The following is a 12,424-nucleotide window of genomic DNA, read 5'->3' as shown; positions in this document are numbered from 1 at the left end:
GTATGCGAATTCCTTATTTCGCAGAGCTGGGTCCATATGAGACGATTTATATCGTCCGGCGGACGGCGCACAACGCCGCGCAACCGGAGCGACAACAAACCACGCAGGAACATCACCCTCCATGCAGCGCAGAAATCTGATTAAAGCACTCCTCGCCGGCGTAGCCGCCACCACGCTCGCAGCCAGCTTCGGCGCCCGCGCCGACGACCAGACCATCAAGGTCGGCACCGTTTCGGGTCCGGACGCCAAGGTCTGGGCCGTCGTCCAGAAGGTTGCGAAGCGCGAAGGCCTGAACGTCAAGGTCGTCGAATTCAACGACTACGTGCAGCCGAACGCCGCGCTCGACGCCGGCGACCTCGACGCCAACAGCTTCCAGCACCAGCCCTACCTCGACAGCCAGGTCAAGCAGCGCGGCTACAAGATCCAGAGCGTTGGTCTCACGTACATCTCGCCGATCGGCGTGTACTCGAAGAAGCTCAAGTCGCTGAACGACCTCCCGCAAGGTGCGAAGATCGCGGTGCCGAACGACCCGTCGAACGAGAACCGCGCGTTCCTCCTCCTGCAGTCGAAGGGCGTCATCAAGCTGCGCGCGGGCGCTGGCGTGAACGGCAGCAACGCCACGCCGCTCGACGTCGCCGAGAACCCGAAGAAGATCAAGTTCGTCGAACTGGACGCCGCGCAACTGCCGCGCTCGCTCGCCGACGTCGACGCGGGCGTCATCAACACGAACTACGCGCTGGCCGCCGGCCTGCAGCCGACGAAAGATGCGATTGCGCTGGAGGACATCCGCAGCCCCTACGCGAACGTGATCGTGGTGCGCACGCAGGACAAGGACAAGCCCTGGGTGAAGAAGCTGGTCGCCGCCTATCAGTCCGAAGACGTGCGTCAGTTCATCAAGGGTGAATTCAAGGGGTCGATGGTTCCGTCGTTCTAAGGACTATTCGAGAAGCTTGGGCCTGCGTCTAATCGACGCGGGAAGCCCTTGCAGGATCCGAACGCCGTGGCGAGAGTCGCGGCGTTTTTTATTGCGCACGAATTGTGGCGAGTCGATGGATCGTGCCGATCCAGGCGCGCTGGTTTGACGGCGCCCGCCCGGCGATCTCCTGGGCGCGCGCTATCTTTCTCGCGAATCCATGTCGCTGGTGCTATGCCGGTATTACGCTGGGCTATCCACAATGACCTGTATGAAACCAATCCGGTCTCATCGCGGACCCGTAAAAGCACTTTCAGGGTAAATCCCGATGCTATGCAGTGTGCGCTCCGCGCCTTGTGTGTTCGTATAAGTTTTTGATTTTAAGGGATATTTCAAGCCTGCCTGTTGCCGGTTCTCATGTGTTGACTGGTCTTATTGTGGTTATATAATGGGCTCTCATTCGCGCCGGAACCCACTGCATCGCCACAAGGCATGCCGGCCCGGCCCTCCACGATCTCTCCAACCGCTGGCGCCAAGTCCATGGAAACCCGTTGGTCTGCCCTGATGCCCGATGCGCGCAATGTGACGCCGCTCTATCTGCAGCTGGCGCACAACCTAGCCACGGCCATTCATTGCGGCGTGTGGTCCGCCGGCGAGGCGCTGCCCTCGGAGCGTACGCTTTCGGACGCCATCGGCGTGTCGCGCATCACGGCGCGCAAGGCGATCGAGCTGCTTGTGGAGCAGGGGCTGATCCGGCGCGCGCGCGGCGCGGGCAGCTTCATCACGCCGCACGTGGAGGACCCGCTTTCGCGCCTGACCGGTTTCACGAAGAAGATGGAACAGCGGGGCTTCACGCCCGACTCGGTATGGCTCGAGCGCGAAGTGCGCCCCGCGCGCCGCGAGGAGATCGTGCAGCTCGGGCTCTCGCCGGCCGCCTCGGTGGCCAGCCTGCGCCGGCTGCGGCGCGCCGACGGCATCGTGATGGCCGTCGAGCATTCGGCGCTGCCGGTTTCGATCGTGCCGGACCCCGAAGCCATCGACGGCTCGCTGTACGCTTACCTGGAGCAGCGCCGCGTGCCCGTGGTGCGCGCGCTGCAACACTTTCGCGCCGTCAACGCGACCGGCGAGATCGCCGCGCTGATGGGCGTCGAGGCGCGCGCGGCGCTGCTCGTCATCACGCGTGTGGGCTTTTCCGCCGATCAGCGCGCCATCGAGCTGACCGACACTTATTGCCGCGACGGCTATTACGACTTCGTTGCGGAGCTGCGCCAGTGAGCGCCGCCCGCAGGAACGGAGCGCCGGCGCACTCTCTCTCATGCAATTCACCGAAACGTCCTACCGCGCTTTGATGCACTTCATCGGAAAAATCTCATGCTGAGCGGAAACATACTCACCCCTGAAGGCTGGATCCACGGCACGCTGTCGTTCGAGAACGGACGCATCACCGCGATCACGGGCGAGGCCACCGATCCGGCGAGGAACGACGCGCCCTACATCCTGCCGGGCTTCATCGACCTGCACGTGCATGGCGGCGGCGGCGCCGACGTCATGGAAGCCGGCGATGCGATCGAAACCATCGCGCGCACGCATGCCCGCTACGGCACCACGAGCCTGCTCGCCACCACCATGACGGCGCCGCGCGACGAGCTAATGGCCGTGGTCGCAGGCCTCGGCAACGTCACGCGCAACCGCACGGCGGGCGGCGCGCGCGTGCTGGGCGTGCACCTCGAAGGGCCGTACATCAACCCGGGCAAGCTCGGCGCGCAGCCCGACGCCGCTGTTTCGGCCGTGCTCGACGAAGTGCTCAAGTACCTCGCGATTGCGCCGATCCGCGTGGTGACCGTGGCACCCGAAATCGCCGGTCACATCGAGATCATCGGGGAGATGGCGGCGCGCGGCGTGCGCGTGCAACTCGGCCACTCGCTCGCCACCTACGACGACGCCGTGGCCGCGCTCAAGCACGGCGCCTGCGGCTTCACGCACCTCTTCAACGCGATGTCGCCGCTGCATCACCGCAATCCGGGCGTCGTTGGCGCGGCGCTCGCGCATGCCGAGTACGCCGAGATCATTCCCGACCTGCTGCACGTGCATCCGGGCGCGATCCGCGCCGCGCTGCGCGCCATTCCGCGCCTTTATGTGGTGACCGACAGCACCTCGGCCACCGGCATGCCCGACGGCGAATACCGCCTCGGCAGCCAGCGCGTGACGAAATGCCTCGGCGGCGTGCGCCTCGCCGACGGCACGCTCGCGGGCAGCACGCTCACCATGGACCAGGCGCTGCGCAACCTCGTCTCGATCGGCTTGCCGATCGCCGATGTTTCCGCGCGTCTGTCGCGCTATGCCGCCGACTACCTCGGCATCGAAGACCGTGGCCGCCTCGTGCGCGGCGCATGGGCCGATGTCAACGTGTTCGATCGCGAGCTGGCGCTCACCGCGACCTATGTCGAAGGAGAATCGATTGTCGAATATGCTTAATGAAGCGCTGGCCTCGGCCGGCGTCGTCGCCGCACAACTCGCGGACACCTCGCGCGTCGAGGCGCTCGCCCGCGTGCTCGAAGCCGAGCCGCGCCACGTCGCGCTCACTGTCGCGCGCGGCAGCTCGGACCACGCGGCGAGCTACTTCGCCGCGCTCACCATGAGCCGCATCGGCGTGCCGGTGGCCTCGATCCCGATGTCGATCGCCACGCTGCAACAGGCGCCCTTACGCGTGCGCGGCCAGTTCGCCCTTGCTTTCTCCCAATCGGGTAGGAGTCCTGACCTCGTCGCGACGATCAAGGCGCTGCGCGAAGCCGGCGCGCTGACGGCCGCCATGGTCAACGTCGCGGGCTCGCCGCTCGCCGAGGCCGCCGGCACCGAACTGCCGCTCCTCGCCGGTCCCGAGCTCAGCGTGGCCGCCACCAAGAGCTATATCGCCATGCTCGCGATGTCGGCGCAACTCGTCGGCTTCTGGCAGCGCGACAGCGGGTTGCTCGATGCCGTGCGCGCGCTGCCCGACGCGCTCGAGCGCGCGGGCACGCTCGACTGGTCGAAGGCCGTGGAGGAACTGCGCGACGTCACGCAGATGATCGTCATCGGTCGTGGACCGGGCCTCGCCATTGCCCAGGAAGCGGCGCTCAAGCTCAAGGAAACCTCGGGTATTCAGGCCGAAGCGTTTTCGAGCGCCGAAGTGCGGCATGGCCCGATGGAGCTGATCGATCGCGATTATCCGCTGCTCGTGTTCGCGCCGCGCGGGCCGGAGCAGGCGGGCCTGATCGAGTTCGCCCGCGACATGGAAAAGCGCGGTGCGCGCGTGCTGCTCGCCGCGCCCGCCGACGTATCCGGCGCAGCGCTGCCGCTCGCGACGACGGCCGACGCCGCGCTCGATCCCATCGCGGCCATTCTCTCGTTCTACGTGATGGCGGCGCGCCTTGCCGCCGCGCGCGGCCGCAATCCGGACGAGCCGCGCTATTTGAACAAAGTCACCGAAACCCACTAGATTGGAAAGCGAATGGAACGCATCGAGGAGTCTCGCCTGATGGATCCGCATACACGCGTCGAGGGGCACATCCTGATTGTCTCGCCGCTCACCGGGCCGGTCGTGCCGCTCGCGTCGGTGCCCGATCCCGTGTTCTCGGAAGGGCTGTTCGGCGACGGGATCGGCGTCGATCCGCTCGTCGGCCGGCTGGTCGCGCCGTGCGACGGCGTCGTCATGCATCTCGCGCGCACCGGCCACGCCGTCACGCTGCAAACGGTCGAAGGCGCACAGGTGCTCGTGCATATCGGCATCGACACGGTCGAACTGAACGGCAAGGGTTTCACGCCGAAGGTCGCGCAGGGTGCGCACGTGCGCCGCGGCGACACGCTCATCGAGTTCGATCTCGACGTCGTGGCGTGCAGCGCGCCGAGCCTCGTCTCGGTCGTCGCGGTGGCCAACTCGGACGCATTCGAGGTGGTCCGGCGCGCGGGCGCGGGCCACGTCGAAGCGGGTACCACGGCGTTGCTCGTGCTGCGCGCACGGGAAGGCGTGGAGGTCGTCGCCCATACCGACCTGGTCGCGAACGAAGTGCGCCGCAGCGTCACGCTCACGCATGCGGGCGGCCTCCATGCGCGGCCGGCGGCACGCGCGCGCGAAGCCGTGCGCGGCATCGACGCACGCGTCGAGGTTCGCTTCGGCGAGCGCAAGTCCGCCATCGAGAGCGTCGTCGGCCTGCTGGGTCTGGGCGCGGGCGAGGGCGCGACCATCGAACTCGTCGGCATCGGCAAGGACGCGCAGCGCGCCGTGGATGCCGTCGCGAACGAACTCCTGCGCGAAGCGCCGGGCGAGGGTGGCGAAGCGCCGGCGCGGCAGCTTTCGCCCGCGCCCGTCGCGCAGCCCCCGGCTGTCGCGGCAGCCTCTTCGGCCGAGCCCGGCGTGCTGGCGGGTGTGTGCGCCGCGCCGGGCGTCGCGGTGGGCAAGCTGGTGCGCTGGGAGGAAGCCGAACTCACGCCGCCGGAACTCGCGAGCGGCACCTCGGCGGCGGAAAGCCGTCTGCTCGACAAGGCGATTGCCGTCGTCGATGCCGAGCTGAACCAGAGCGTGCGCACCGCTTCGCAGCGTGGCGCGATCGGCGAGGCGGGCATCTTCACGATGCACCGCGTGCTGCTCGAAGACCCGACGCTCGTCGACGCCGCGCGCGATGCCATCAGCCTCGGCAAGAGCGCGGGCTACGCGTGGCGCGAAGCGATCCGCGCGCAGATCGCGGTGCTCGGCAAGGTGGACGATCCGTTGCTCGCGGAGCGCGCCGCCGACCTGCGCGACCTCGAAAAGCGCGTGCTGCGCGCGCTCGGCCTCTCGAACACGGCCGCGCGCACGCTACCTGAGGAAGCCGTGCTCGCCGCCGACGAATTCACGCCGTCCGATCTCGCTACGCTCGACCGCGCACGCGTGACCGCGCTCGTGATGGCGCGCGGCGGCGCCACCTCGCATGCGGCGATCATCGCGCGCCAGGCCGGCATTCCGGCGATCGTCGCGCTCGGCGACGCGCTTCATGCGGTGCCCGAGGGCACGGAAGTCGTCGTCGATGCGGGCGCGGGCCGCTTCGCCTATACGCCGAGTGCGCTCGACGTCGAACGCGCGCGCAGCGAGAAGCAGCGCCTCGCGGGCGTGCGCGAAGCGAACCGCCGCACGTCGCACGAGGCCGCGGCCACGCGCGACGGTCACGCGGTGGAAGTCGCCGCGAACATCGCGACGCTCGAAGACGCCAGCACGGCGGTGGAGAACGGTGCCGACGCCGTGGGTCTGCTGCGCACGGAGCTGCTGTTCATCCATCGCCAGGCCGCGCCGACGGTGGAAGAGCATCGCCAGAGCTACCAGGCGATCACGGACGCGCTCGCGGGCCGCACGGCGATCATCCGCACGCTCGACGTGGGCGCGGACAAGGAAGTCGACTACCTGACGCTCCCGCCCGAGCCGAACCCGGCGCTGGGTCTGCGTGGCATCCGCCTCGCGCAGGTGCGCCCCGATCTGCTCGACGACCAGTTGCGCGGCCTCGTGGCTGTCAAGCCGGCGGGCAAGGTGCGCATCCTGCTGCCGATGGTCACCGATGTGGGCGAGCTCGTGCGCTTGCGCGAACGCATCGACGCCTTCGCGCGCGAAGCGGGCCGCACCGAGCCGATCGAAGTGGGCGTGATGATCGAGGTGCCCTCGGCGGCGCTGCTCGCCGACCAGCTCGCCCGCCACGCCGATTTCCTCTCGATCGGCACCAACGACCTCACGCAGTACACGCTCGCCATGGATCGCTGCCAGCCCGATCTCGCGGCGCAGGCCGACGGCCTGCACCCGGCCGTGCTGCGGCTCGTCGCGGCGACGGTCGAAGGCGCCCGCAAGCACGGCAAGTGGGTGGGTGTGTGCGGCGCGCTGGCGGGCGATCCGCTCGCCGTGCCGCTGCTCGTGGGCCTTGGCGTGGCCGAGCTTTCCGTCGACCCGGTTTCGGTGCCGTCGATCAAGGCACGTGTGCGCAAGCTCGACTACGACGAATGCCGCCAGCGCGCGCAGCAGGCGCTCGCGCTCGAATCGGCGCAAGCGGTGCGCGCCGCGAGCCGCGGAAGCTGGCCGCTCGACTGACTGCGCTTCATGCGTTTCTAACCGGTTTCATCCGTTCGATTCTCGACACCGTAAGCAATCCTTAAAATCACGCCGGCGTGCGCGGTCAACGTGCGCCGGCCTCTCTCACCAACCACGTCACGCAAGAGACAGGGACTGGAGGCAGTTCAATGGATGGCAATCCGTTTCTCAAGATACAAAGCCTCGGCCGCGCGCTGATGCTTCCGATCGCAGTGCTGCCGGTTGCCGGCATCCTGCTACGCTTCGGCCAGGCCGATATGCTCAATATCAAGATCATCGCCGACGCGGGCGGCGCGATCTTCGATAACCTGCCGCTCCTGTTCGCGATCGGCATCGCCGTGGGCTTCGCGAAAGACAACAACGGCGTCGCGGCGCTCGCGGGCGCGCTGGGCTATCTGGTTCAGACGGCCGTGATGAAGGACATCAACGACAAGCTCAACATGGGCGTGCTGTCCGGCGTGGTGGCCGGTATCGTCGCGGGCATGCTGTACAACCGCTTCAAGGACATCAAGCTGCCCGAGTTCCTCGCATTCTTTGGCGGCAAACGCTTCGTGCCCATCGTCACCGGGCTCACGTGCGTCGTGCTGGGCGTCGTGTTCGGCTATATCTGGGGCCCCGTGCAGGGCGTGATCGACACCGCCGGCCACTGGCTCACGACTGCGGGCGCGATCGGCACCTTCGTGTACGGTTTGCTCAACCGCCTGCTGCTCGTCACCGGTCTGCATCACATCCTCAACTCGCTCGTATGGTTCGTGTTCGGCTCCTTCACGCCGGCGGGCGGCGCGGCGGTAACGGGCGACCTGCACCGCTTCTTCGCGGGCGACCCGACGGCGGGCAGCTTCATGGCCGGCTTCTTCCCGGTCATGATGTTCGGCCTCCCGGCGGCGTGCCTCGCCATGCTGCACGAGGCGCCGAAGGAAAAGCGCGCGATGGTCGGGGGCCTGCTGCTTTCGATGGCGCTCACCTCATTTCTCACGGGCGTGACCGAGCCGATCGAGTTCACGTTCATGTTCCTCGCGCCCGTGCTCTACGCGATCCACGCGGTGCTCACGGGGCTCTCGCTCGCGATCTGCTCGCTGCTCGGCATCAAGCTCGGCTTCACGTTCTCGGCTGGCGCGATCGACTATGTGCTGAACTTCGGGCTCTCCACGCACGGCTGGTATGCCATTCCGCTCGGCGTGGCCTATGCCGTCGTGTACTACGCGCTGTTCCGCTTCTTCATCCGCCGCTTCAATCTGCCCACGCCGGGCCGTGAAGCCTCGGCGGGCGACACGGCGATCGCCTCGTCGATGTCGGGCGTTGCCGTGCCGGCTGGCGGCGCGGCCTCGGCGGTCTCGCTCTCGCGTGCCGCGCGCTATATCGATGCGCTCGGCGGCGCGGCCAACCTGAAGGTGGTCGACGCATGCACGACGCGCCTGCGTCTCACGGTGGCCGATCCGGCGCATGTCTCGGAGCCGGCGTTGAAGGCGATTGGCGCGCGCGGCGTGCTCAAGCGCGGCGGCGAAAGCGTGCAGGTCATCATCGGGCCGGAAGCCGACATCATCGCCGATGAAATCCGCGGCGAGATCGCACGCGGCGGCGCGGTGCCGGTGGCTCAACCCATAGCTCCTGGCTCGCACGGCGCCCAGGCAGTTCAGGCGGCAGCGGCCGCAAACGCGGGTGGCGTAACGGGTCCGCTCGATCCGGATCCGGCGCGCTGGCTCGCGGTGCTCGGCGGCGTCGGCAACATCGTTTCGCTCGATGCGGTCGCGGCCACGCGCCTGCGCGTGATCGTGCGCGATGCGGCGGCCGTGGATCGCGAGAAGCTCGCGGCGCTCGACGTGGCGTGGGTCTCGGCGGATACGCTGCACATCGTCGTGGGTGACGCGGCGGCACGCTATGCGCGTGAGCTGGCTTTGCAGCCAGCTTAATCGGGGCGCGTAAGCCGATGAAGAACGCCGCGGCCCAATGCCGCGGCGTTTCTGTTTTGCCACCTGCTAAAGCGAGCCTCGACGCCAGGGCCTGTTCACGCTAATAACAGGCTTGCGCTGGCCGCCAGAAGGGCCGATCGCTGCGTCATGCTCCTCACGAATACGTCGAGTATTCGCTTCGTCGCAATCCTTGCGCTCGGCCCTTCTGGCGGCCAGCCCCTGGAATGAAATTCAAGTTTGGGGAACGTGCCTTGCCGGCCGCATTGCGGCGTCGCTTGTCTGGCAAGGCCAAAACAACGGCGCTCCTTGCTCCTTGCACTGCAGCCGGCAAGGCACGTTCGCAAGCCTGTTATTAGCGTGAACAGGCCCTAGTACAACGTGTGCTCGTTTTCCCGTATCGCACGGGACGTGATCTTGCCCCGCATGACGCGATAGACCCAGGCGGTGTAGCCGAGCACGATCGGCAGGAAAATGACGACGGCCACGAGCATGATCTCGAGCGTCATCTTGCTCGAGGTCGCGTCCCAGACCGTCAGGCTCGAACGCAGGTCGAGCGACGAGGGCATGATGAACGGGAACATCGAGAAGCCCGCCGTGAGAATCACGCCGACGATCTGAAGCCCGGTGCACAGAAATACGAGCCGCTCGAAGCGCGAGCCCGCGAGCACGAAGGCGAGCGCGCCGCCAAGCAAGCCCACCACCGGCGCCGCTGCCATCCACGGATAGAGCCCGTAATTCGCGAGCCAGAGCCCGGGCCCCGCGTCGACGCTTTTCAGCAGCGGATTGGCCACCGTGTCGGGAGGCGCGGGCGAGGGAATCGTGTACCCGCCGATGAGTGTCGCCACGAGTGCGCCTGCGACGACGAACAATACGATGGTGAGTCCCGCGAAGAGCCGGAGTGCGTTCGATGCGCGGGCGGCGACGACGCCGTCGCTCTTCATTTTCACGAAAGCGGCGCCGTGCGCCGTGAGCATGGAAAGGCTCAGGAGCCCGCAGAGCAGCGCGAACGGATTGAGGAGTCCGAAGAAGCTGCCGTGATACGTCACGCGCAAATCGCTGTCGAAAGCGAACGGCACGCCCTGCAGCAGATTGCCGAACGCCACGCCGAAGACGAGCGCCGGCACGAAGCCGCCGACGAAGAGGCCCAGGTCCCACCCCTGGCGCCACCTCACATCGACGCGCTTGCCCCGGTAGTCGAAGCCCACGGGCCTGAAGAACAGCGAAAAGAGCACGAGCAGCATCGCGAAATAGAAACCCGAGAAAGACGCCGCATAGGCAAGCGGCCAGGCGGCGAACATCGCACCGCCCGCCGTGATGAACCAGACCTGGTTGCCCTCCCAGGTCGCGCCGACCGTGTTGATGACGATGCGGCGCTCTTCGTCGGTCTTGCCGATGAAGGGCAGCAGGACGGTCGCGCCCATGTCGAAGCCGTCGGTAAGCGCAAAGCCGATCAGCAGCACGCCGATCAGCACCCACCAGATCAATTTGAGCGTGTCATAGTCCATGGTGTGGTTCCTTTTGGCGTTCGCGGGCGCGTCAGGCGACGTTGCTGCTGCGGGTCACTTCGGCCACGTTCTGCTCGTGGTGGTAACGGCCCGTATGCAGCGACGAAGGGCCGAGGCGCGCGTACTTGAACATCAGCGTGATCTCAATGATGAAGAGCAGCGTGTAGAAAAACACGAAGCCCCCGATACTGAGCATGACGTCGCTTGGCGCGAGGCTCGAAGCCGAGAGACGGGTGGGCAGCACTTCGGCGATGGTCCACGGCTGGCGGCCGAGTTCCGCGACGACCCAGCCCAATTCGGCCGCGAGCCAGGGCAGCGGAATCGCCAGCAGGGCCCAGCGCAGGAACCAGCGCCGGCTGCCTTTGAGCAGCGAGCGCTGCGCACAGAACCAGAAGGCGAGCACGAAAGTCCCGAGAAACAGGATGCCGAGACCCACCATCAGACGGAACGACCAGAACACGGGCGCGACAGGCGGGATTGCCGTTCTCGACGCGGCCCGAATCTGTTCGGAAGTGGCGTCGACGACGTTCGGCGTGAACCGTTTCAGGAGCAGGCCGTAGCCCAGGTCGGCCTTGTGCGCGTCGAACACGTTGCGCGATGCTGTGTCGGCGGTGCCTTCCTTCATCTTCTGTAGCGCGGCGTAGGCGAGCATGCCGTTGCGGATGCGCACCTCGGCGCGGCCCATCAGGTCCTTCAGGCCAATCACCGGTGTGTCGAGCGAGCGGGTGGCGATGATACCCATCAGCCATGGAATGCGGATCTCGAAGTCGGTGCGCTCCTCCCGCTGGTTGGGCAAGCCGAACAGCGTGAACGGGGCGGGGGCGGGCGAGGTCTCCCATTCGGACTCGATGGCGGCGAGCTTGACCTGCTGCACTTCGCCGTCGGTATAGCCCGATTCGTCGCCGAGCAGCAGCACGCACAGCGTCGAGGCCAGGCCGAACCCCGCGGCGATGGCGAACGAGCGCAGCGCGAATTCCACGTCGCGGCGGCGCAGCAGATACCACGACGAGATGCCGAGCACGAACATGGAGGCCGTCACGTAGCCAGCCGACACCGTGTGCACGAACTTCACCTGCGCGACGGGGTTGAAGATCACCTGAAACAGGTTGGTGAGCTCCATGCGCATGGTTTCGTAGTTGAATTCCGCGCCGACGGGGTTCTGCATCCACGCGTTGGCGATGAGAATCCACAGCGCCGAAAGGTTCGAGCCGAGCGCGACGAGGAACGTGGTGAGAAGATGCGCGCCTTTGGACAGACGGTTCCAGCCGAAGAAGAACAGCCCGACGAAGGTCGATTCGAGGAAAAAGGCCGCGAGTCCTTCCACGGCGAGCGGCACGCCGAAAATATCGCCTACGTAATGGGAGTAGTACGACCAGTTGGTGCCGAACTGGAACTCCATCGTGAGGCCGGTGGTCACGCCCATCGCGAAGTTGATGGCGAAGAGCTTGCCCCAGAAGAGCGTCATGTCCTTGTAGATCTCTTTGCCCGTCATGACATACACGGACTCCATGATGACGAGCATCCAGGAGAGGCCGAGCGTGAGCGGCACGAACAGAAAGTGATAAAGCGCGGTGATGGCGAACTGAAGACGCGAAAGATCCACTGATTCAATCGTGGGCATGGCGATCCCCTCGTTGCGATGGCGTTTCCCGCGCTGGCGCCGTTGGCGCGGGCACGTCGAGAATGGCGCGAGCGACGGCGGCAGGCGGCATGTTCATGTCTTCTGCCTGCGGGTGATTGAAGAAGGCGTATTTGAGCGCCATCAGAAGGACGAGCTTGACGGCGAGAACGAGGGCGATGTCGCGCGCGAAGGTCGGCCCGCGCATCCACTGGAGGATCCGCGTGCGCAGCGGCGACGGTGTGCGCTGGCGTTGGCCAGATGCCGGGATCATGACGTTGGTGCCCCCGAACGCGTTGCGAGGCCAGACCGCAGGGCGGTCTGGGGCTCATCACCTCGAAATCATCTTAGGGCGGAATCAGCGAGGGCGTCGCGAAGGTGCGCAGGCGCTGTCAG

The 12,424-nt window shown here is 66.7% G+C and carries 9 protein-coding genes; 6 read left to right on the top strand and 3 right to left on the bottom strand.

Going from position 1 to position 12,424, the window contains the following annotated elements; all coding sequences use genetic code 11:
• Window positions 1-121 precede the first annotated feature (121 nt).
• The 6 genes from BMI01S_RS03250 to nagE all read left to right on the top strand — a co-directional run bounded on the left by BMI01S_RS03250 (window position 122) and on the right by nagE (window position 8,905).
• Window positions 122-934 carry a MetQ/NlpA family ABC transporter substrate-binding protein gene (locus BMI01S_RS03250; protein WP_028230002.1) on the top strand — a complete coding sequence of 271 codons (813 nt, stop codon included), beginning with the start codon at window positions 122-124 and terminating at the stop codon, window positions 932-934.
• Between the two features lie 519 nt (window positions 935-1,453).
• Window positions 1,454-2,188 carry a GntR family transcriptional regulator gene (locus tag BMI01S_RS03245; protein WP_028209314.1) on the top strand — a complete coding sequence of 245 codons (735 nt, stop codon included), beginning with the start codon at window positions 1,454-1,456 and terminating at the stop codon, window positions 2,186-2,188.
• A 96-nt stretch (window positions 2,189-2,284) separates the two neighbouring features.
• Complete coding sequence (nagA, locus tag BMI01S_RS03240; protein WP_028230003.1) at window positions 2,285-3,388, top strand: N-acetylglucosamine-6-phosphate deacetylase; 1,104 nt, start codon at window positions 2,285-2,287, stop codon at window positions 3,386-3,388.
• Window positions 3,381-4,388 carry an SIS domain-containing protein gene (locus tag BMI01S_RS03235; protein WP_028230004.1) on the top strand — a complete coding sequence of 336 codons (1,008 nt, stop codon included), beginning with the start codon at window positions 3,381-3,383 and terminating at the stop codon, window positions 4,386-4,388. The genes nagA and BMI01S_RS03235 overlap by 8 nt, the downstream gene beginning before the upstream one ends.
• A 12-nt stretch (window positions 4,389-4,400) precedes the next feature.
• A complete protein-coding gene (ptsP, locus tag BMI01S_RS03230) occupies window positions 4,401-6,995 on the top strand; it encodes a phosphoenolpyruvate--protein phosphotransferase (protein ID WP_042288246.1) in 2,595 nt (864 codons plus the stop codon).
• A gap of 149 nt (window positions 6,996-7,144) precedes the next feature.
• A complete protein-coding gene (gene nagE / locus BMI01S_RS03225) occupies window positions 7,145-8,905 on the top strand; it encodes an N-acetylglucosamine-specific PTS transporter subunit IIBC (protein WP_028230006.1) in 1,761 nt (586 codons plus the stop codon).
• A 368-nt stretch (window positions 8,906-9,273) separates the two neighbouring features.
• On the opposite strand, the gene cydB is transcribed toward nagE, so the two are convergent.
• Genes cydB through cydP form a run of 3 tightly spaced genes read right to left on the bottom strand, consistent with a single transcriptional unit; the run spans window position 9,274 to window position 12,302 of the window.
• On the bottom strand, window positions 9,274-10,410 hold the full coding sequence (cydB, locus tag BMI01S_RS03220; RefSeq protein WP_042288243.1) for a cytochrome d ubiquinol oxidase subunit II: 1,137 nt from the start codon (window positions 10,408-10,410) through the stop codon (window positions 9,274-9,276).
• 31 nt (window positions 10,411-10,441) lie between these two features.
• Entirely contained in the window at window positions 10,442-12,031 is a 1,590-nt protein-coding gene (locus BMI01S_RS03215) for a cytochrome ubiquinol oxidase subunit I (protein WP_028230008.1), read from the bottom strand.
• Entirely contained in the window at window positions 12,018-12,302 is a 285-nt protein-coding gene (gene cydP / locus BMI01S_RS03210; protein ID WP_028230009.1) for a cytochrome oxidase putative small subunit CydP, read from the bottom strand. The genes BMI01S_RS03215 and cydP overlap by 14 nt, the downstream gene beginning before the upstream one ends.
• Window positions 12,303-12,424: the final 122 nt, after the last annotated feature.

The organism is Paraburkholderia mimosarum LMG 23256 = NBRC 106338 (genome assembly GCF_000739815.1).
Classification (GTDB): domain Bacteria; phylum Pseudomonadota; class Gammaproteobacteria; order Burkholderiales; family Burkholderiaceae; genus Paraburkholderia; species Paraburkholderia mimosarum.
This window is presented reverse-complemented; position numbering and strand designations above follow the sequence as displayed.